At 50.1% G+C, this 20313-nt stretch carries 20 protein-coding genes and 1 pseudogene; 18 read left to right on the top strand and 3 right to left on the bottom strand.

Annotation, left to right across the window (positions count from 1 at the left end; all coding sequences use genetic code 11):
- Positions 1–66: 66 nt before the first annotated feature.
- The 12 genes from ftsH3 to ON05_RS13515 all read left to right on the top strand — a co-directional run bounded on the left by ftsH3 (position 67) and on the right by ON05_RS13515 (position 12407).
- Complete coding sequence (gene ftsH3 / locus ON05_RS13570) at positions 67–1893, top strand: ATP-dependent zinc metalloprotease FtsH3 (protein WP_010468934.1); 1827 nt, start codon at positions 67–69, stop codon at positions 1891–1893.
- A gap of 269 nt (positions 1894–2162) precedes the next feature.
- Positions 2163–2600, top strand: coding sequence for a hypothetical protein (locus ON05_RS13565; RefSeq protein ID WP_010468936.1), 438 nt, complete (start codon positions 2163–2165; stop codon positions 2598–2600).
- A 39-nt stretch (positions 2601–2639) separates the two neighbouring features.
- Positions 2640–3341 (top strand): TIGR04282 family arsenosugar biosynthesis glycosyltransferase, encoded by a 702-nt coding sequence (locus tag ON05_RS13560; RefSeq protein ID WP_010468937.1) that lies wholly within the window; start codon positions 2640–2642, stop codon positions 3339–3341.
- The gene (locus tag ON05_RS13555) at positions 3313–4041 is read left to right on the top strand and encodes a TIGR04283 family arsenosugar biosynthesis glycosyltransferase (RefSeq protein WP_029314970.1); all 729 of its coding nucleotides are present in this window, start codon (positions 3313–3315) and stop codon (positions 4039–4041) included. Before ON05_RS13560 ends, ON05_RS13555 begins: the two co-directional genes overlap by 29 nt.
- Before the next feature lie 155 nt (positions 4042–4196).
- Positions 4197–5546 carry a DUF3747 domain-containing protein gene (locus ON05_RS13550; protein ID WP_010468942.1) on the top strand — a complete coding sequence of 450 codons (1350 nt, stop codon included), beginning with the start codon at positions 4197–4199 and terminating at the stop codon, positions 5544–5546.
- A 423-nt stretch (positions 5547–5969) separates the two neighbouring features.
- Positions 5970–7142 (top strand): tocopherol cyclase family protein, encoded by a 1173-nt coding sequence (locus ON05_RS13545; RefSeq protein ID WP_175307177.1) that lies wholly within the window; start codon positions 5970–5972, stop codon positions 7140–7142.
- 149 nt (positions 7143–7291) lie between these two features.
- Positions 7292–8986 (top strand): TolC family protein, encoded by a 1695-nt coding sequence (locus ON05_RS13540; protein ID WP_010468946.1) that lies wholly within the window; start codon positions 7292–7294, stop codon positions 8984–8986.
- Between the two features lie 2 nt (positions 8987–8988).
- The gene (locus ON05_RS13535; RefSeq protein ID WP_010468947.1) at positions 8989–10443 is read left to right on the top strand and encodes a DASH family cryptochrome; all 1455 of its coding nucleotides are present in this window, start codon (positions 8989–8991) and stop codon (positions 10441–10443) included.
- 11 nt (positions 10444–10454) lie between these two features.
- Entirely contained in the window at positions 10455–10778 is a 324-nt protein-coding gene (locus tag ON05_RS13530; protein ID WP_010468949.1) for a DNA-binding protein, read from the top strand.
- 104 nt (positions 10779–10882) lie between these two features.
- Positions 10883–11116 carry a type II toxin-antitoxin system Phd/YefM family antitoxin gene (locus tag ON05_RS13525; protein WP_010468951.1) on the top strand — a complete coding sequence of 78 codons (234 nt, stop codon included), beginning with the start codon at positions 10883–10885 and terminating at the stop codon, positions 11114–11116.
- Positions 11113–11535 (top strand): type II toxin-antitoxin system VapC family toxin, encoded by a 423-nt coding sequence (locus tag ON05_RS13520; protein WP_010468953.1) that lies wholly within the window; start codon positions 11113–11115, stop codon positions 11533–11535. The genes ON05_RS13525 and ON05_RS13520 overlap by 4 nt, the downstream gene beginning before the upstream one ends.
- A 191-nt stretch (positions 11536–11726) precedes the next feature.
- Positions 11727–12407: a 2OG-Fe(II) oxygenase gene (locus tag ON05_RS13515; RefSeq protein WP_010468956.1), complete on the top strand. Its 681-nt coding sequence runs from the start codon at positions 11727–11729 to the stop codon at positions 12405–12407.
- Between the two features lie 44 nt (positions 12408–12451).
- Here the strand turns inward: ON05_RS13515 and rsmG are convergent, their stop codons facing one another.
- The 3 genes from rsmG to ON05_RS13500 are packed head-to-tail and all read right to left on the bottom strand — an operon-like array spanning position 12452 to position 15257.
- A complete protein-coding gene (gene rsmG / locus ON05_RS13510; RefSeq protein WP_010468958.1) occupies positions 12452–13222 on the bottom strand; it encodes a 16S rRNA (guanine(527)-N(7))-methyltransferase RsmG in 771 nt (256 codons plus the stop codon).
- Between the two features lie 23 nt (positions 13223–13245).
- Positions 13246–13524: a 4a-hydroxytetrahydrobiopterin dehydratase gene (locus ON05_RS13505; RefSeq protein WP_010468960.1), complete on the bottom strand. Its 279-nt coding sequence runs from the start codon at positions 13522–13524 to the stop codon at positions 13246–13248.
- 47 nt (positions 13525–13571) lie between these two features.
- Positions 13572–15257, bottom strand: coding sequence for a DUF3352 domain-containing protein (locus ON05_RS13500; RefSeq protein WP_010468963.1), 1686 nt, complete (start codon positions 15255–15257; stop codon positions 13572–13574).
- Positions 15258–15675: 418 nt separating this feature from the next.
- On the opposite strand from ON05_RS13500, the gene ON05_RS13495 reads away from it, so the two are divergent.
- From ON05_RS13495 to ON05_RS13470, 6 genes and pseudogenes are all read left to right on the top strand, one after another.
- Positions 15676–15960 carry a hypothetical protein gene (locus ON05_RS13495; protein ID WP_010468964.1) on the top strand — a complete coding sequence of 95 codons (285 nt, stop codon included), beginning with the start codon at positions 15676–15678 and terminating at the stop codon, positions 15958–15960.
- 130 nt (positions 15961–16090) lie between these two features.
- The gene (locus ON05_RS13490; protein ID WP_010468966.1) at positions 16091–16930 is read left to right on the top strand and encodes an A24 family peptidase; all 840 of its coding nucleotides are present in this window, start codon (positions 16091–16093) and stop codon (positions 16928–16930) included.
- Between the two features lie 112 nt (positions 16931–17042).
- Positions 17043–17480 (top strand): Rrf2 family transcriptional regulator, encoded by a 438-nt coding sequence (locus tag ON05_RS13485; RefSeq protein ID WP_010468967.1) that lies wholly within the window; start codon positions 17043–17045, stop codon positions 17478–17480.
- A 72-nt stretch (positions 17481–17552) separates the two neighbouring features.
- Complete coding sequence (cysK, locus tag ON05_RS13480) at positions 17553–18497, top strand: cysteine synthase A (protein ID WP_010468968.1); 945 nt, start codon at positions 17553–17555, stop codon at positions 18495–18497.
- 462 nt (positions 18498–18959) lie between these two features.
- Positions 18960–19955: pseudogene (locus tag ON05_RS13475) on the top strand (IS1 family transposase).
- A gap of 50 nt (positions 19956–20005) precedes the next feature.
- Positions 20006–20308 carry a hypothetical protein gene (locus ON05_RS13470; protein WP_396149259.1) on the top strand — a complete coding sequence of 101 codons (303 nt, stop codon included), beginning with the start codon at positions 20006–20008 and terminating at the stop codon, positions 20306–20308.
- The last annotated feature ends 5 nt before the right edge of the window (positions 20309–20313 follow it).

The following is a 20313-nucleotide window of genomic DNA, read 5'->3' as shown; positions in this document are numbered from 1 at the left end:
AATGGGTTAACATTAGTTAATGTAGCGATCGCATCGCCCCATTCTGAACCTGGAGGATTAAAGTCCGTGAATAAGCGGTGGAGAAATGCAGGATTGTATGCGCTGTTAGCCATTGTTGTCTTGGCATTAGGGACAGCTTTGCTAGAGCGCCAGCCTGCTGATAACCCAACTTGGCGTTACAGCAAGCTGATCGAAGAAGTTGAAAATAACAACGTTGAAAAAATTCGCATCAGCGCCGACCGAACGATGGCTGAAGTGAAATCTGGCGAGGGCACGATTACCGTTAACTTGCCCCCAGATCCAGACTTTATCGATATCTTGACGAAGCAAGATGTTGATATTGCTGTCCTTCCTCAAAGAGAAGAAGGGGTTTGGTTTAAGGCATTGAGTACATTTTTGGTCCCTGTCCTTTTACTCGTGGGACTATTCTTTTTGTTCCGTCGGGCGCAGTCTGGACCGGGTAACCAAGCCATGAACTTTGGTAAGTCCAAGGCTCGTGTGCAGATGGAGCCTCAAACCCAAGTCACTTTTAATGATGTGGCGGGTATTGAGCAGGCCAAATTAGAGCTGACAGAAGTCGTTGACTTTCTAAAGAATGCAGACCGCTTTACCGCAGTCGGTGCCAAGATTCCTAAGGGCGTACTGCTGGTGGGTCCTCCTGGAACCGGTAAAACCCTTTTAGCGAAGGCTGTGGCTGGAGAAGCTGGTGTGCCCTTTTTCTCCATCTCTGGTTCAGAGTTTGTGGAAATGTTTGTGGGTGTGGGTGCATCTCGAGTCAGAGACTTGTTTGAGCAAGCTAAAACCAACGCTCCTTGTATCGTCTTTATCGATGAAATCGATGCCGTTGGCCGTCAGCGGGGTGCTGGTTTAGGTGGCGGTAATGATGAGCGGGAACAGACCCTCAACCAGCTCCTAACAGAAATGGATGGCTTTGAAGGTAACACTGGCATCATTATTATTGCAGCGACTAACCGTCCTGATGTACTGGATGCAGCCCTTATGCGTCCCGGTCGTTTTGACCGCCAAGTGGTGGTGGATCGCCCCGATTACAAAGGACGTCGTGAAATTCTTAATGTCCATGCTCGCGGCAAAACCCTTTCTAAGGATGTTGACTTAGAGAAAATGGCTCGTCGGACCCCTGGATTTACCGGTGCTGACTTGTCTAACCTCTTAAATGAAGCTGCGATTCTAGCGGCTCGTCGAAATCTGACTGAGATTTCTATGGATGAAATCAACGATGCCGTTGACCGTGTCTTGGCTGGTCCTGAGAAGAAAGATCGTGTGATGAGCGAGCACCGTAAGCGTTTAGTTGCCTATCATGAAGCAGGCCATGCTCTTGTGGGTGCGTTGATGCCAGACTACGACCCAGTTCAGAAAATCAGCATCATTCCTCGAGGACGAGCTGAGGGATTGACGTGGTTTACCCCTAGTGAAGATCAAATGCTCAAAAGCCGAAGTCGTATGCAAAACGAAATGGCTGTTGCACTTGGCGGTCGAATTGCTGAGGAAATTGTTTATGGTGAAGAAGAAGTTACTGTAGGAGCTTCTAGCGATCTTCAAGTGGTTGCTCGCACGGCGCGAGACATGATTACGCGATATGGCATGAGCGATCGTTTAGGTCCTGTGGCTTTAGGTCGTCAGCAAGGCAATCCTTTCATGGGACGCGACATCATGAGCGAGCGAGACTTCTCAGAAGAGACAGCCGCCACGATTGATGATGAGGTTCGTAACCTAGTGGATCAAGCCTACCGGCGTGCCAAAGATGTGTTGGTGGGCAACCGTGCAATTCTTGATGAAATTACTCGCCGTCTAGTTGAGAATGAAACGATGGATTCGGATGAGCTTCAAGAAATTCTAAATACCAATGATGTGAAGATGGCTGCGATCGCATAACGCTGCATCACCCACTATCAAGTTTGGGTGATTTCACATCCTGCATTAATCATTGACTACCTTAAGAGGCTCTGCTTGCAGAGCCTCTTTTTTGATTGCGATGAACTCAAAGCACTACATGTAGTATTTAAACTAAATAGATTAGCTACATATGGTGTATTGGTTACATGTTGTTCCAATCCACCCTGCACTTGTTTAGGGATTGACAGAGGCAAAAAATACAGATAAAGTACATTTGTACTAATTTAGCCCCTCTGGAGACGCAAGCAATGTCCATCGGTCTAACCACGCCTACGCAAGCTTTTGTGGCAACCCAAGTGGATCAAGCCTATTGCAACCAACGCCAGCGCTATCAACAGCGCAAGCTCCGTATGGCAATTCGGTATCGGCGGCGGTTAGTATTCTTGCGGGCTGCATTTCAGCAAGAACTGGATCGAGCGATGAGTGCCAGACTGCAAAAAGGCTTAGGGTTAAAAATTCGTCTGAGTGAGCAATCGAAACACCAAGCTCATTTCATGGCTCAATTTGAATTTGAGGGGCAACAGTGGGTGTTAACTTGTCAGCGTTATTTATGGCGTTGTGATTGGTTCTTTGCCAATGCCGATCAGAACCGGGTGGTGCGCTGCACCCATCGCACCCTAGAGCGCCGTCTATGCTATGCCTTGGGACATCGTCGCGCCCGTTCTCTGAATCTGAAAGCGGCTTAGAGCCGATATGATAGGGACGTTCGGTTTGCCATCGTTTTTATGAACGACCAGGATAGGTCCTCCAATACGCCCTTTTGCCTCCTGCTCTTTGTCAAAAACCCTATCCCTGGCACGGTTAAATCTCGATTAGGACGAAGTATTGGGTTTGAAGCAGCTGCGGCGCTCTACGGCTGCTTTGCTAGAGATTTACTCTTCACCACCCAACAATTGGGGATAGACCACCTAATTTTCTATGCTCCGGCGGCAGCAGAAACTGCGGTGCAGGATTGGTTAGGTCCTCAATATACCTACCTGCCCCAGCAAGGAGATGATTTGGGTGATCGCATGGCCCATGCCTTTACCACCTGTTTTGAGAAGGGATATGGCGGTGCTTTAATTACAGGTAGCGATAGTCCTGATTTGCCCCTGGCCTATTTGCAACATGGACTGAAGGCTCTAGAGCAGCAGCAAGTCGTGATTGGTCCAAGTGATGATGGTGGGTACTATACCCTCGGATTTACACCTGAGACCTTTACACCTGGGGTTTTTGCCGATATGCCCTGGAGTACAGAGACGGTGTTCGAGCAAACTCTGCAGCGCCTCCAATCCTGTTCTGTGCACCAACTACCGACTTGGTATGATGTCGATACATTAGACGATTTACGTCACTTCCACCAACGACTATCCCAGGCGGGTGCCCAAACCGAAAGTATGACTTTTCTGCAGCAACATCTTGACCTCTTGGGCCACGATGCACCCTGAACTTTCCATTGTTATTCCTGTGCTGTATGAAGGGGCGAATATTTTGCGCTTGGTTGACCATCTCCAGGCCATTGCCGGGGATATGGTTTATGAAGTCCTTGTGGTGGACGGTGATCCAGAGGGTTCAACGCTGAAATATCTGCCCCCTGACATCCAAGGAATCACTGCTCCGGTGGGACGCGGATCTCAGATGAATGCCGGGGCTAAACTGGCCCAAGCGCCCACCCTGTTGTTTTTACATGCGGATACCAGACTGCCGTCAACGGCACTACTGCAAATCAAGTTGACGATGGAGCAAGCTGCTGCCGGGGCCTTTGATCTGGGCATTGATAGTCCTAGAGCGGGCCTGAAGTGGGTTAGCCGCGTCGCCTCGGTGCGATCGCGTTTAACGCGCATTCCCTATGGCGACCAAGCCATATTTGTCGATCGGGCCACGTTTGATCAGGTGGGCGGCTTTCCCAATATCCCGATCATGGAAGACGTGGCGCTCATGCGGCAGCTTAAACAGAAGCAAATTCCGATTCAGTTTGTCTGCGATCGCGTTTTAGTCTCGCCTCGGCGTTGGGAACAGGAAGGCATTCTCCGCTGTACCTTGCGGAATTGGGCGTTGTTGGGGCTGTATACCTTGGGGGTGAGTCCTCATCGTTTGTGGCGTTGGTATAGGCCACCTTCACTACCAAAATCAGGGCTTAAAAATTAGTTATATTTTGGGAGGATAAAGAAAAATAAACGGTTTGGCGTGATACACTCTCGACTTAAAACGAACCCCCGGAACAAGCCAGATGATGCATATCGTCACAAAGGCTGATCCATATCGCTCAACAGAATTCACCAACCCGTTGTAGAGCCAAACCCATGAAATTATCCTTACGCCCCATTGTTCAACTCCTCGCTTTTGCGGCCTCTGCCACGTTTGCAGTAGGGGCCACTATGCCAGCAGCCCGAGCCGCGACCTTTAGTGAAAGAGAAATCGATCAGTCTAAGTTTGTGTTGGTAGCAGCCCCGATCGGCAATGGCAATATTCACCAACTCTTGATCCTGGAACAAATTTCCTCGGAAAAAGAATGCTGGAGTGAAAGTGGCAGTAATCCGGTTGTCGTCGACCCTCTCTTACTGAACTTTGACTTCACTGGTTTGTGTGGCCGCAGTGTGGATCAAAATGGCTACTCAATTCGCGTGGACGGCGAAGATTTGGGCGGACGTTATCTCGTCCAAATTCAGAAAACGGATACAGATATGGTTTTGATGGGTATTCCTGACTCCAAGGCAGGGGGGGATCAGGTTATTGAATTGGGTCGCACTAATGGTAAAACGCCTGGATTTGCCAAAATTATTTTGAATCCTGAATGGCGACTGACGAAACGAAGCTTTAAGAAGAAAACGTTAGGTCATGTTTATCTCTCTAAAGGGATTAGCGCAGTACCGTTTCCAGATGTCGAAAATGACATTTATCTCAAAGATATTAGTCAAGCCGTTGCTCTTAAGTTTATTGCTGGGTTTGAAGATAATACCTTCCGTCCGTTGGAGTCTTTGACCCGTGAGCAATTGGTCTCCATGATTCTAGAGTCTCTGAAGAATATCCCTGGTGTTAACTTTACGGTTCCCAGCCAAGCCAGCGGTAATCCCTACCCAGATGTGGCGGCCAGTCGTTGGAGTGCAGCTAAGATTGCCTTTGCCCAGCAAAACGATATCGTTAAAGGCTATCCAGATGGGACCTTTCAGCCCACTCGTAAAGTCACTCGAGCAGAAATGATGGCAGTGCTCAAGAAAGCGGCCCTGTATGCCAAATCTTTGGGAGGACTAGAGACTCAACTGGCTGAGAAGCAACCGGCTCTCAATTTCACCGATACCAGTGGTCACTGGGCATCTACTGTGATTACCGAAATGTCCAGCTATTGTGGTGTGGCCTCTCCCTTGAATGAAAAGGGTTTGGCCTTTACGCCCAACCAATCGGCTCAGCGTAATTATGCGGCAGCAGCCACCTTGCGTACCCTCAACTGTGTGAAAGCAGATGCATCAACCGGTGCATCGCCTGCTCCGGCTGGAGCAACATCGGATCCTGCTGTTGCACCAACCGTGCCGTTACCGTCTGTTCCCCAGCCATCAGTACCGACCACCCCTGCCGCGCCGGATGCGCCAACAACGCCTCCTTCGGAGTCTAATATTGCTCCAACGGTACCGATGCCATCTGTTCCTAAGCCCTAGGACTCTTATTCACGATCCTGGATGCCGCCTCTACTAATATGGCTATGCCGCCGTCGTAGCGTCCTGTATTCAAGGAGAAGACATCAAAATGGCTCAGTCTTTCCCAAGGGCTGAGCCATTTTTTCGCAGGCATCGTGTCTGGTTCAGGAGAGCTCGAATATCTGATGGGGCATCAATGGCTGCGCACCTTACAAATATTGGTTCTCTGAGAAAAAATAGTTTCCGTAAATCCACTCAGGTGGCTGACTGGCTGGCCTTGTTAGGATAGCATTTGCCTCAGGGGTTCTGCTCCCTGGCTCCTCGTGAGCCCTCCTGAGGCTAACTTTTTGTATGGCGTCGTATCCGCTCTTCTTCCCGGCCAGATCCTATGATGAAAGAAGAGATGTTATGGACGAAAAGCCTCAGAGCCATGTAGATCCAGGAATGGTTCTGCAGAACTGGGTTATGGATACGCTGCCCTCCACCCTGATTACGCCTCACAGTGGTTATCACTGGGATGGTAGTCAGCGGCGATTTTTTGAAGGCTGGTATTACCGGGTCACCTTGCCAGAGCTGGATCAGACCTTCGCTTTTATGTATTCCATTGAAGATCCCATCGGGGGGCAACCCCATAGCGGTGGGGCTGCCCAGATTTTAGGTCCTGAAGATACTTATTTTTGCCGAACCTTTGCAGATGTTCGTCAGTTTTGGTCTTGGGGGGCTCCTGCAGGCATGGGGCCATTAGGCCTGGGCCATTGGAGTTGTGGAATTCCAGGCTTACAACCCCAGTGGCTAGCGCCTGATGAGTTTGATCGGCAAATCATCCAGGGATATCAGGGAACCCATACTTGGCATCAAGGCCATCTGCAAGATCCGGGAACGGGGCAAACCGCTCATTGGGCTTATCGAATTCAACCGATTTATGCTTGGGGAGAGGCGGGGAAGACGCAACGAGCCACCGCAGGACTGCTATCGTTTTTGCCCATTTTTGAACCTGGATGGCAGGTGATGATGGCCCATGGATGGGCGACGGGGTGGGTGGACTGGCAAGGCCAGCGATTTGTTTTTGAAAATGCCCCTGCCTATGCTGAGAAAAATTGGGGAGGAGCCTTTCCCCAGAAATGGTTTTGGATTAATTGCAATTGTTTTGAAAATCAGCCGAATTTAGCGTTAACGGCGGCAGCTGGACGTCGAGGGGTATTGTGGTGGATGGAATCTGTGGGTTTGATTGGCATTCATCATCAGGGGCAGTTTTATGAGTTTGCCCCCTGGAATTCTGAGATCTCTTGGTCGGTAACGCCTTGGGGGGAGTGGACGATGACGGCCAGGAATTCGGAATATGCGGTGGAAATTTGGGCGAGTTGCGATCGCAACGGCACTCCCCTCCGTGCCCCCACTCAGAACGGCCTGATTTTTATCTGTAAGGACACCATGCATGGCTGTGTCACCCTCACTTTAAAACGCTATCATCAGCAAGGAACCACCCTGCTCCTTAAAGCTCATAGTCACCTCTGTGGTCTAGAAGTGGGCGGTGGTCCTTGGCAGACAGCATGGATTGCAGAAGAAGCAATGTCTCAACCCTTGGACGCTGCGCCTTGGGGACTAGCGGCGACCTAGAACCTTACTAATCTCTGTATGCCATCTCTATGTAACAGAGGCGATCACAGACAATGGTTTACACTGAGATTTGCGACTCTAAGTGGTTTTAAGGTGGAATTAAGCCGATCCCCATAGCGTATGAGCAGAGAATTGATAGGTCCAACAATATGGTGATCCGACTTTATCTGGCGGCGGGTTTAGGAATAGCCCTGATTGGCCTTGGGATACAGCCGTCTTTAGGGCAGACCCCTGAGGCAACTGCACCAGAATCTAAGCTGAACCGAGACTCCTCCTTGTTGAGTGTACCCACGCAAGCCTCAGATGTAGAGATTAACCTCGATCAGCCCCTCACCCTCCAGCAGGCCTATGAGCTGGCTCTGCGCAATAATCTGACCCTACAAGTTACGGAGTTGCAGCTGCAGCAAAACCAGAGTTTTTTATCCCAGGCGAAAGCAGCTAATTGGCCCACCCTGAGTGTGCAGTCGGCTTTGACCCGGACGGATTCCGCTAATTTTCTTCTCAACCAAACGCCGATTCAGGTAGATGCAGCGGCACAACTCCAAGCCCAGCAGCGAACGTTGCTCAGTTTGCAAACCCAACAGTTTCAATCCCAGCAAGAACTGTCTATCGATATTCAGCAACTACAGTTGCGGTTACAGCAGGATCAAAACCAGAGTCAACAACAAATTTTTGATCAGCAAATTCAGCAGCTGCAATTGCGGGCCAATACCAGTGCAACCTCCTTTGCCATTACGAATGTAACCCCGTTGCAGCCCATTGCAGCGGTACCGATTAGCCAAGGGAACCAAGGGGGGATTTCGAATCGTATTCAGGGGACGATCTCGGCTACCTACAATATCTACACGTCAGGGTTCCGGTCCGGGCAAATTGAGGCCGCCAAGGCCCAGGTCAAAATTTCTGAGTTAGAGCTAAAGCGACAGCTTGAGCAATTGCGGTTAGATGTGGCGAATGACTACTACAATCTGCAGCAGTCCTCAGCCCTGATTACCGTTTCGAAAGATGCCGTCCGCAATGCGGAGGCCAGCCTAGAGGTGGCCAGGGTACGGGAGCAGGCTGGGATTGGCACCAAGTTTGATGTGCTGCAGGCGGAAGTTCAGCTAGCGGATACGATCCAAAATGCCACCCAGGCCGAAAACCTCCAGAAAATTGCCCAACGGCAACTGGCCCAGCGGCTCAATATCAAGGAAACGGTCAACCTGTCGGCGGCAGATCAGGTTAATATTGCGGGTGGCTGGCTGTTGAACTTAGAAGACAGTATTGTGTTGGCTCTTCAAAATCGGGTAGAGCTGGCGCAACTTCTCAGTCAACGCCGTTTGGCTCAGCAGCAGCGCCGTGTTGCCCTAGCGGCCAATAAACCCCAACTGCAGGCTTTTGCTAGCGCGGAAGTAGTGGATGAGCTGGATGATGATGTGTCTGGTGCCTTTGGCTACTCAGTGGGGCTGCAGGTCTCCATCAACTTTTTTGATGGCGGAGCAGCGAAGTCCAATGCGGCGCAGCAGGAAGAGAATATTGCGATCGCAGAAACTCAATTTGCCGATACCAAAAATGATCTGCGGTTTGAGGTGGAGCAAGCCTATGCCGATCTGCAATCGAATTTACGCAATATCAATACGGCCCAAAGCAGTGTCCAGCTGGCAGAAGAAAGTCTAGCCTTGGCGCGGTTGCGATCTAGTGCTGGGATTGGTACTCAGTTAGATGTGACCAGTGCTGAAAACTCCCTAACCCAAGCCAAGGGCAACTTGATTTCCGCCATTTTGAACTATAACCGAGCTTTAATCGCCCTCCAGAGAGCCACGAGCTTTGCTCAACCCGTTAGTGGTGTAACGCCTCTAGGGGGATAAGGGTGCGAGTCCTCATTTGGTTTCGCAATGACTTGCGGCTCCATGACCATGCACCGCTCCATCAAGCGGTGCGTTCCAATGCGGATGTGATTCCTTGCTACTGCTTTGACCCCCGTCAGTTCGGCCTAACTCCCTTTGGCTTTCCCAAAACGGGACCGTTTAGAGCCCAGTTTTTATTGGAGAGTGTGGCAGATTTGCGTCAATCTCTGCGGGGCAAGCAGAGCGATCTGATCCTGCGCCAGGGCTATCCCGAAACGGTTGTACCGGAGTTGGCCCAAGCCTTGAATGTAGAAGTGGTATATTTTAACCGAGAAGTCACCGCTGAAGAGATAAACGTCGAGACTCGTCTGCGCACCGCTTTAGCGGATCTAGGCATTGAGTGCCTACGATTTTGGAGCAGTACCCTCTTTCACCCAGAACAACTGCCTTTCCCGATTCGAGAGCTGCCGGAAGTATTCACCCAGTTCCGCAAGCAGGTGGAGAAATCTGCCAAACCTAAAGCCCCCTTTCCCGCTCCCCAGTCTTTATCGGCACTGCCAGATATTGACCCAGGCGAGTTGCCCCAACTGGAGGACTGGGGATTATCGTCTCCTAAGCTAGACCCCAGGGCAATGATGCAGTTTTCTGGGGGAGAAACGGCCGCACTGGCGCGATTGCAAGACTATATCTGGGAGCAGGATTGCCTCAAGCAGTATAAGGAAACCCGCAATGGGATGCTGCAGCCGAATAATTCCACCAAGTTTTCGCCGTGGTTTGCCTTGGGCTGTGTATCGCCGCGCTATATTCACCAGCAGGTGAAAGCCTATGAGCAGGAGCGGGTGAAGAATAACTCTACGTACTGGCTGATTTTTGAGCTGATCTGGCGGGATTATTTTCGGTTTATTTGTGCCAAGCATGGCAAGCGGGTCTTTCGGTTGTCGGGGTTGCAGGGGCTGGCATTGCCCTGGCAGGACAACCGCGAAACCTTTGAGAAATGGCAAACGGGCCAGACGGGGTTTCCGCTGATTGATGCCAATATGCGGGAGTTAGCGGCGACGGGGTTTATGTCGAATCGGGGACGGCAGAATGTGGCCAGCTTTTTAACCAAGAATTTGGGTCTGAATTGGCAGATGGGGGCGGAATGGTTTGAATCTTGCCTGATTGATTACGATGTCTGTAGCAATTGGGGCAATTGGAATTATGCGGCGGGAGTGGGGAATGATGCCCGTGGTTTTCGGTTTTTCAATATTGTTAAACAGGCGAAGGACTGTGACCCGCAAGGGGATTATGTACGCCATTGGTTACCGGAGTTGCAGAATGTACCGGGGGGACAGGTGCAGACGCCTTGGCAGTTAACGGCATTGGAGCAGGAGATGTTTGGCTTGACGGTGGGAAAGGATTATCCAGAGCCGATGGTGGATTTGTGGCAATCGGCGAAGGTGAATGAGCAGATTTATAACCGAGTGGTAAATCGCTAGAAGTCATCACCATGGCACTAACCAAAGATTTTAAAGAAACGATTTATGCCCGAGTACAATCGGAGCCGGAGTTTGCAACTGCTTTACTGGATGAGGCTGCATACTTGCTGCTCAATGGTGAGCCAGATATGGCTCGATTGATACTTAGGGATTTGGTTAATGCAACGGTTGGTTTTGAACAACTTGCCATTGAAGCCAATAAGCCCATCAAGAGTCTTTATCGGATGCTTTCAGCCAAGGGGAATCCAACGATGGATAGCTTAAATGCAATATTTACGGTTCTTCGGAAGACACTAAATGTTGATATTCAAGTTCATGCAGTACCTTGTGTTTGAATTTATTTTAATAGCGACATATTGATGTAAGTTTAAATATGACCTATTTAGTATGACCATGGTTGTGTTTATACTAGAGTAAGCTGTTTTGCAAAGGCTTGAATATGCAACAGATCGGAGCTGGGCAATTCAAAGCCCGATGTTTGAAGCTGATGGATCAAGTGCAACAGACCCATGAAGAAATTGTGATTACCAAACATGGACAACCCGTGGCTAAGTTAGTGCCCGTTGATGATGATTGCAAAACCTCAATTGTGGGCTATATGAAGGACACGGTGCAGGTAACGGGCGATATTATCTCACCTGTGGATGAGGTTTGGGAGGCTGATGCTGAGTGACCCAAGACTTACTGGTATTGGATACTCATATTTGGATTTGGTTACTCAATGGGAATGTGGAACGTTTATCCACTGAGGGGCTATCTGCCATTGAGCAAGCTAGTCAATCGGCGCAGTTAGGGGTATGTGCTATCTCAGTTTGGGAAGTTGGCATGTTGGAGTCGAAGGGACGGTTGCGATTATCGAAAGGGTGTCTGGACTGGGTGCGGGAGGCTTTGGCTGCCCCTGGACTTAGATTATTGCCTTTAACACCAGAAATCGCGATTGAAAGCTCCCGATTACCAGGACGAATTCATGGTGATCCAGCGGATCGGATCTTGGCAGCTACAGCTCGTATCTTGAATGGGACGCTGGTTACCCAGGATCTAAAGTTGTTGGAGTATGGTGAGCAGTCATATTTGTCTGTGCTTCAGGGGTAGGGGGTGAGGGAAAGATACGGGGTGAGATCGCACCCCATAGAGGGCGCGTGCAAAAGAGCCATCGATTCTCTTTTTAGCAATCGTTACCCGTTCTTTGATGCAAGCTGAAGAAAGGCTGCACTCTCAAGGCTAAAGCGGGGAATGCAGGTAGAATTTCAATCAACAGCCGATTTCTCCTTGTCTAAGTTCTTATGCCAGACCTCGCCCAATCAAACGTTGAATATAAAGTCATCAACCAACAGGTCTATAACATTCAGCTGATGGATCGGCAGGTGGAGACCAAAATTCAATTTGTTTCCGACAATCCCAACCAAGCCACCATCAGCAAATACGTCGCCCTAGAGCATTGCTTTAGCGATCGCGAATGCGACACCATTGAAACCTATTTCTCCCAAGTCAAAGCTATGACCGGAGAAGTGGGGGGTAAATCTGTTCATAAAGCCACCCGAGATAGCACCCTGCGGTGGTTGCGGTTAAACGACCACCCTGACAGCGTTTGGATCTACGAGAAGATTATGCATCACGTTGCTCAGGTGAATGCTGAGAACTGGCAGTTTCGGCTGGATGGATTTGAAAGCTCCATTCAGCTTACGGAATATGAACCCGGCGGACATTACACCTGGCATCAGGATATTGGGTCTCGGCGCAGTGGTTTGCGAAAGTTGTCTGTCTCTGTGCAGCTTTCCGATCCAGAGACCTATGTGGGCGGTGGGCTGGAACTTCATGCCACTCAAAAGCCTGTGCTGATGCCTCGTTCTCGGGGCACCCTGGTTATTTTTCCTAGCTATACCCTACATCGCGTCACCGCTATGACTGAAGGCACCCGCCGGGCTCTCGTTACCTGGATTGGCGGCTTAGAAGCCTATCGATAACCTGAATTTTTAGGTGTATAAACCAGCCATGAATAGGTGTGAAATTACAGGGGCTTTCGGGCAGGTACACCCACACGCCGAGGGAATTTAGGATCTGTGGTCTTAATCTTACGCAGATAGATACAGTGGCGAATGCCTTGAGAATGGGGCATTTTTACAGGTGATACGGTAACTAGTTCGCCTCCCAGTTTTGAGAGGGCTGTCATTAAGCCCTCCTGCTCTTCTGTGGTCCATTGGCCGCGATACAGGACAGCATAGCCCTGCAATGCCAATAGAGGGAGGGCGTATTCAGCACAGACAGAAGCTGGACCTACGGCCCGAATAACGGCGAGATCAAAGGATTCTCGATAGGGAGACTGTTGGCCTAGATTTTCGGCGCGATCGCAACACATCCCCACATTCTCTAAGCCCAGCTCTGCCGTCACCTGTTGCAAAAAAGTCAGCTTCTTTTGGGTGGCGTCGAGGAGGGTGATGGACCAGGTGGGTTTAATAATGGCGATGGGTAGCCCTGGAAACCCACCTCCCGTCCCAATATCAATCACCTTCAAGGGGCGGCTGTTGTCTACCGAGAAGCCAACCTGCCCTTGCGGAGGAGATTCTGTCAGTAGCCAAGGCGCAATACCGACGAGAGAATCCCACAAATGTTTTTCCCAGAAGTCTGGCGGATCCGTAATTCGGGTTAAATTAAGCTGCTGATTGGCCTGGACGATTTGCTGAAATAGCCGTTCAAACTGCTGCTCCTGCTCAGGGGTAGGCTGCCAGCCCAAAGATTGCAACCACACATCAGATCGATTCGGTAGGGTGCCGTTGCTCATGGGTGGTCTGTTCGGGGCCAGACCTACAGATTAGAAATGGTTTGGGCCATGCGGAAATCCATCTCCGTCAAGCCCCCCGCATCATGGGTGGTGAGGGTAATATCGACCCGGTTGTAGCTGATGTAAATATCAGGGTGATGGCCAGCAGCCTCGGCAGGATCTACCAAGCTATTTACAAAAGCCATAGCTGCCAAAAAATCTTTGAACTTGCGGGTAATCTTCAGGGATTGACCATCTGTTGTCCAACCCGTGAGCGTCTGTGCCCGTTCACGAATGGTCGCATCATCTAACTTCGCAGCCATCGGGGAACCTCCAATCTTAAGCTTGTGGGTTTGCCGCACCTGCGCGACTATGATTCTTTCTTTAGTTTGACATGAATGTCGTAGCGCGTACTCCACTCATTGTTGATAGCGGTCGTTACACCAATCGTTTCGATCCCTTTCATAAATTTTGTGGTGTCGGGCGTCAGTTTGGGCAGCAGGGGATTGGTATCGAGCAACCCCAACATACGCGGCATATCAATATAGAAATGGCCGTTATTCGGATCTAAATCTGAAGTGGTGGCCCCCTGAAAACTCTCTGCTTGGGTTAAATTTTTCTTCGGAGCTGGCAGTAAGCGGTTGGCAATCGGTGCTCCCAGGGTAAAAAAGGCCACGTCATTATCCAACCAGCCATGGCTGGCAATGGGGAGTCCAGGGGGAACCTTCCAGTTCGTAACGGTTTTATTCCCCACTTTGGATTCAGTCACGAGAAAATCAAAGCGCTCGCGCATGGCATTATCTAGGTCCCGAAAGGCCTGGTTGGCGGTGGTCCGGTCTTTGGCTTTGGCTAAGAAGACGATCCCGACCCCTTTTTTATCGTCAGTTTGGGCAGGAATGATGGCACTAGAGAATTCTCCATCCATCCAGCTGACAAACTGGTTATTAAAGTCAATGCCCGTTCGTTTGCTGAGGTCATCATTCCAAGCTTTAGGATTCAGGGGAAACACCAGCTTGGCTAAGTTTCCCTGGGCATAGTCCCGCCAGACTTGCTGGAAATTCCCCCCCGAGGTCATCAATAACGTATCGTCGGGTAAATGCTTGGCAATATCTTTGGCCTCATTTTTGGCCTTTAGGGTGTCCTTGGCATCGGGCTTGAGCCAGGAGATCGCCTTAAATTGGATGCCATCCTTAACCACCATCAGGGTGGAGCCAATGCCCTGAACACTCTGAATACGTTCTTGGCTGGCTGGAGATAAGGGCACACGACTCATCTGAGCGGCGGCGATGGGGACATTAATATAGACCTTTGCGATCGCAGCGTCGTTTTCGATCTCTTTGAGGGCTTCTTGATACCGGGGCACATCGGCTAAGGCTGGCTTCCCTTTATAGGTATCAATGACGGCATTAATAGGAGCATCGGCAGCGGTAAATACTAACCAGCGATTATCTAAAGTGGCAAAGCCATAGCGATTGCCATCATCTGCTTCAAATTCGTACACCTCCGTGTTTTTATAGGTGCGCGTATCTGCTGAATTAGCCGACGTGAGCTTGTTTTGAAATACTTTTTCGAACTGGCCTTGATCGCGGATGGGCACCACCCAAATTGTGGCCTGCTGGCTTTGCTCCTCAACGGAGTCCACCGTGGGAGGCAAGAGCGCCATGGTCAGTTGATTGGTTGCCCAGGGTTGGATATTGGCTTTATAGGACAGGCCATTGGGTTCCAATACGTCTTTCTCTAGCTGCTGGAGCTGGTCTTGCAACGTTTTCTGAGTATCGGTGGTCCCGAACTGGGCGACTTGTTGCCATTTACCGCCCTCAGTGTTGAGGGTGACGCTGAGCATGACGTCTCTAGGCACCACTTTGGCCCCTAGGGGTAACGGCCCCGCTTTATCGTCATTCCCTCGGAGAAAAAAGAAGGCAAGCGCCCCGCCCACGACCAGCAATGCCGCACCACCTAACGTCAACAGCAAAGTCCGGGACTGAGCTTTCTTCGGCTTGCGCTTAGCCAGCTTAGATGGGTTGGGTCGGGTCGGTCGAGTGGGTCGTTCGCTCATGGTTGAGTTAAATCCAAGGTGTAGAGGTCAGTATGCACAACTTCACTAACTTAGGTAAAGCGTGCGATCGCGATTAGGGATAAAGCCGAATCCCTAGGTGTCCCCATGATTGGCCATTCTTTTGTCTATGCAGACGGAAACAACCATAATATGTCCATCGCATTTTAGAATAATTTCGTTTTATTGCCCTTAAAATCAGTGAGCGCTGCGGATATGAATATCTGGCGGCGGGGTTATGGTCAGGCTAATGCAAGAGATTTTTTCGCAAAAATTGTCATCGTTTTTGCTGTTTATGGGTCTAAAAAATTGAGAATAAGTACAAATTTTTGTCGATAAATATAGGCTTTGCTCTTGCTGAAATAGGGGTTTCTTGCTACAAATTACAGGTAATTAAACCTAGTAAAACAGGGATATTCGAGTGACATACGTTCATAATCCCCCTGACCCGAATCGGCATTCTGAGTCTGTGCAATTACCCTCCCCAGATGTGATGTTGGCCTCTGCTCGCGCAACCTATCAAGCCTATTGCCAAATTCATGTGGACGCACAATCTCCGACTGGGGTGGCGATGGATCGAAACACTGGGCGTGGGCAACTCATTTTCTCTGAGCATCCGATATTGCTCCCCCATGAATGTTTTATTTCTGTCGAGGATATGGAGAACGACGAGTCCTCCCAACCTGAAGATATCGAACTCAATTAGAGAGTGGGTATCCTGCCTATAGGAGTGGCCCTTCACTAGTAGAGGTTATCTCCCTTCAAACATTCAGGAGAAGCACTCAAAAGATAGCCCTGATCCCCTCGGCGATCTGGATATCTATGCGTACAAAGCTATGAGTTGGGCAGAAATCTTTATCTATGGACTGGTGGTAAGCCTGGGGGCTTCAGTGGGTAGCTTCTTGAACGTCGTGATTTATCGGCTACCCGAAGGCTTATCTCTTCTTCATCCCCCCTCTCGTTGTCCCAAATGTCACACCCCCCTAAAACCCTATGACAATGTCCCTGTGCTAGGTTGGCTGTGGCTCCAAGGCAAATGTCGCTATTGTAAGACCCCGATTGCCAGTCGGTATCCCTTGGTTGAAGCGGCTACGGCCTGTATGTTTCTGGGGATTTTTCTGCTATTTGGTTATCAACTGCAAACCTTGGGCTATTGGCTATTTGCCAGCGTCCTGATTGCCCTTGCTCTGATTGACTTAGATGTGATGTTATTGCCCAACCCCTTAACCCAATTGGGGGTAATTTCGGGCATCACCTTTCAGACCCTAGTGGGCTGGCATCAAAATGGCCTAACGGGGGCAGCCCAAGGTTTTACCTTTGGTGCTTTGGGGGTGATTGCGGGGATCTGGCTGATTGATGTAATCGGCTTTCTGGCGAGCCTAGCGTTTGGCCGTGTTGCCATGGGCGGTGGCGATAGCAAACTAATGGCGATGATTGGGGCTTGGTTAGGGTGGCGATATGTTTTACTGACTCTGTTTCTCGCCTGTTTGGTAGGGTCAGTGGTGGGGATAGGAGGCCGGGTATTTGGCAAACTGGGCAAGTTTCAAGTGATTCCTTTTGGCCCGTTTCTCGTGCTGGGAGCATTGCTGTGCATGATGTCAGGGGTTCATATTTGGACGGGATATCAGCAGGGAATTTTGTGGCTGTATCGCTGGATGGGGATTGAATTGGGGTAAGGTCTGGCTGAAAGGAGCACTCAGAAGGCTAGGCAGGATAATCCCTAAACTCCGATGGAGAACCGGAGTATACTAGGTCCAAGGCTGTTGTTGCCTCAGGGGGGCTTGCCCTGTGGAATTGTCATGTAAATGTGAATATGCGGTGCTGGCATTGCTGTCACTGGTGGATCACTACCCGCAAGGGGAGCCGCTACGCATCCGCCAAATTGCAGCCCAACAACATATTCCCGATCGATATTTAGAACAACTCCTGGCCATTCTGCGCCGTTCAGGTTTAGTCTGTTCTCAGCGAGGGGCGCGCGGAGGATATTTATTGGCCCGTGAACCTTGGAAAATTACCCTACTAGAAATCATTAACTGTATAGAAGGCAGAGATCCGCAATCGAACGCTTTACCCCAAACAGGTCTGACAACGGAGAAAGCGGTAGTCCAAGAACTTTGGCACGAAGCGGATCAAGCAGCGAGCAAGATCCTCAAGAATTGTACGTTGCAAGATCTTTGCGATCGCAGAGATGCTAAAAAACAAATTGACCTGATGTATTACATCTAAGTAAAGGGCAACGCTCAGCTGCCTGGGCCGCGTTCTCTTCCTTGATTGAACTGATAAGCAGAGACTGTCACTATGCGTATTGCCCACGATATTACCGAGCTGATTGGTAAAACGCCGCTCATTCAACTCAATCGCATTCCAGAGATGGAAGGGTGCCTGGCCAAAATTATTATCAAGCTGGAGAGCCTGAATCCCTCTGCGTCGGTGAAAGATCGGATTGGCAGCAATATGATTGCCATTGCCGAAAAACAAGGACTGATTCATCCGGGTATCACGGTGTTGGTGGAACCCACCTCTGGCAATACGGGAATTGCCTTGGCCATGGTGGCGGCGGCCAAAGGCTATCGCCTGATCCTAACTATGCCAGAAACCATGAGTGCCGAGCGACGGGCAATGCTGCGGGCCTACGGGGCAGAGCTAGAGTTGACCCCAGGTACAGAAGGGATGCGAGGTTGTATTGAACGGGCTCAAGAGTTGGTGGATACCCTACCCAATGCCTATATGCTTCAGCAGTTTCGCAATCCAGCTAATCCCCAAATTCATCGCCAAACCACAGCAGAAGAAATTTGGGCAGATACCGATGGTAAGGTAGATTTCCTCATTGCTGGCGTGGGCACTGGGGGCACCCTAACTGGCGTGGCCGAAGTCTTAAAGGCTCGCAAGAAATCATTTCAGGCCATCGCTGTGGAGCCTGAAGGCAGCCCTATCTTATCGGGCGGATCTCCTGGTCCCCACAAAATCCAAGGGATCGGCGCGGGATTTATCCCTCCCGTTTTAAAGGTGGATCTGATTGATGAAGTGATCCTGGTTAAAGATGAAGATGCCATCACCTATGGTCGGCGACTCGCGCGGGAAGAAGGGTTGCTGTCCGGGATCTCATCTGGGGCAGCGTTATGCGCGGCCATCCAAGTGGCCAAACGATCTGAGAACAAGGACAAGCTGATTGTGATGATTCAGCCCAGCTTTGGCGAACGCTATCTCAGCACGCCCCTGTTTCACGATGCGGAGTCGCATTAGTCATGGCTAACGCTAGATTCGAGATAAGCTGAAACCTTTATTCTTGCGTAGGCTGAAGCCTACATTCTTGCGTGGGAGAATCTCCCAAGTGCTGAGCTGGGGTTAGGTAAGACATCCAGGCTGGGCTTTATAAGCCTAGGACAGGTGAATTGACTCTCGTGCAGATAAAACCCGAGGGTTTATCTCCTATTCAAGGGGCGAGATAGGTACTAGAGATCAATGAATATGATAGAGCTAACCACACAGATGGATCAGTTGGTGAAGCAGCAACGTTGGAGGGATGCTATTCAGTTCGCTGAGCAAAACTCAGAACTTCTTCCAACTAGTTTTAATACATCTTGGAATACTGGATGGGCTTATTTCAAGCTCAACCAACACTCAGAAGCTATCCCCCATTTGCAAGGCACTGGTCTGTTAGCAGGATCTAGCTATAATGCTTCCGACGCAACCTAATGTAGATCAATGGAATGCCCATATTGTCTAAGCGAGAAGATCCTAAAGCGCGGCTTTGATAGCCTGCAAGATGGGACATTAGTCCAGCGATATCAGTGTAAGGATTGCAATCGGCGTTTCAACGAACGCACGGGTACCCCAATGGCTCGCTTACGCACCGCTAGTTCAGTAGTGAGCTATGCCATCAAAGCTCGCACCGAAGGGATGGGTATTCGTGCTGCAGGTCGAACTTTCGGTAAATCTCATACCACCATTATGCGTTGGGAAAAACGCCTAGCAGACCAAGCACAGAACTGGTCACCTCCCGCACCAGCAGCCTCTGATGTGACGGTAGAAGGGGATGAAGTTTACACGCGTGTAGGCAAAAATCTTCCCCCCCAGCCAATCCCAGGGCTGGACCATCCATTTCCTTGAACGCGAAAGCCGCTATTGGTTGACAGCACAAGCTGGCCTCAAGGATGCACAACTTTTGCAAATGGCGTTTACTCAGCTTGGGAGTGGGTCAAAGCCTGTGATGGGATTCGATGGTTTACCGATGGTGAGAGGCGTTATGGACAAGAACTTTGGAAGCTCGCCAATGTCTATCTCAATGGTGAGGAGTGTCATCCTGACTATGGGCATCGCAAGGTTTGGCGAGAGGGGTTAGAAGTCGCGATGAAAGTTAAAGGGTCTCAGGGGAATCGGCGAGTAGAGTGGGTGAAAGCAGAGCATCCCTTTACCGCTATCAGTCTAGGGTCTGAGGTCCATGCCAATCATAATGAGGCTCACAATGCTGCCTTGAGGAGACGATGTAGTGCTTATCGAAGACGGCAGAATCTCTACGCTAAGAAGCGGTCGGGGTTACAGCGAGTGCTAGATGTACAACGCCTGATTCATAACTGGGTTAGACCCCATTGGGGGCTCAGTAAGCAGACCACACCAGCAATGGAGATGGGATTTTGTTCTCGTCCGTTGAGCACACTAGAACTCCTCACCAATAAAGGGTTTAGGTATGTGCCCTGTTAGTAGACCAGTGCCTTGCTCCAGCAAGCCACAGTCACATCGCTTATTGGGCGTTGGGTGTTGTGTGGATGGAGTTGGAAAAGTACGAGTCAGCAGAAAAGTGTTTTCTGAAATCCATAGAGCTTAAAAGTGGGCACTTGAACCGAACCATGCTTGCATTTATCTATCTTCTGACGGATCGTACCGATGAGGCCGAACGCATCCATTTGGAGGGCTTAGAGGAAAAACGGACACAGGAACGACTGGAAAGCTATGCTGATTTTCTCGGTGCTACAGGCAGAGTTGAGGAAGAAGCAATCATCCTTTTAGAAGCGCAAGAGGCTCCACAGGAAGGGAAAAAATATACCCCCGACTAGGTAGC

Origin of the sequence: Acaryochloris sp. CCMEE 5410, assembly GCF_000238775.2 — a bacterium.
In the GTDB taxonomy this organism is placed as follows: domain Bacteria; phylum Cyanobacteriota; class Cyanobacteriia; order Thermosynechococcales; family Thermosynechococcaceae; genus Acaryochloris.
Note: the sequence above shows the minus strand (reverse complement) of the source record. Positions and strands in the feature narration are given on the sequence as shown.

What these genes read in the sequence shown, in the direction of transcription:
- ON05_RS13545 (WP_175307177.1), top strand. Translation starts at nt 5,970, where the DNA reads ATGGTTCTGCAGAACTGGGTTATGGATACGCTGCCCTCCACCCTGATT.
- ON05_RS13515 (WP_010468956.1), top strand. Translation starts at nt 11,727, where the DNA reads ATGCCAGACCTCGCCCAATCAAACGTTGAATATAAAGTCATCAACCAA.
- ON05_RS13525 (WP_010468951.1), top strand. Translation starts at nt 10,883, where the DNA reads ATGCAACAGATCGGAGCTGGGCAATTCAAAGCCCGATGTTTGAAGCTG.
- ON05_RS13565 (WP_010468936.1), top strand. Translation starts at nt 2,163, where the DNA reads ATGTCCATCGGTCTAACCACGCCTACGCAAGCTTTTGTGGCAACCCAA.
- cysK (WP_010468968.1), top strand. Translation starts at nt 17,553, where the DNA reads ATGCGTATTGCCCACGATATTACCGAGCTGATTGGTAAAACGCCGCTC.
- ON05_RS13550 (WP_010468942.1), top strand. Translation starts at nt 4,197, where the DNA reads ATGAAATTATCCTTACGCCCCATTGTTCAACTCCTCGCTTTTGCGGCC.
- rsmG (WP_010468958.1), bottom strand. Translation starts at nt 13,222, where the DNA reads ATGAGCAACGGCACCCTACCGAATCGATCTGATGTGTGGTTGCAATCT.
- ON05_RS13540 (WP_010468946.1), top strand. Translation starts at nt 7,292, where the DNA reads ATGGTGATCCGACTTTATCTGGCGGCGGGTTTAGGAATAGCCCTGATT.
- ON05_RS13530 (WP_010468949.1), top strand. Translation starts at nt 10,455, where the DNA reads ATGGCACTAACCAAAGATTTTAAAGAAACGATTTATGCCCGAGTACAA.
- ON05_RS13505 (WP_010468960.1), bottom strand. Translation starts at nt 13,524, where the DNA reads ATGGCTGCGAAGTTAGATGATGCGACCATTCGTGAACGGGCACAGACG.
- ON05_RS13500 (WP_010468963.1), bottom strand. Translation starts at nt 15,257, where the DNA reads ATGAGCGAACGACCCACTCGACCGACCCGACCCAACCCATCTAAGCTG.
- ON05_RS13490 (WP_010468966.1), top strand. Translation starts at nt 16,091, where the DNA reads ATGAGTTGGGCAGAAATCTTTATCTATGGACTGGTGGTAAGCCTGGGG.
- ON05_RS13560 (WP_010468937.1), top strand. Translation starts at nt 2,640, where the DNA reads ATGAACGACCAGGATAGGTCCTCCAATACGCCCTTTTGCCTCCTGCTC.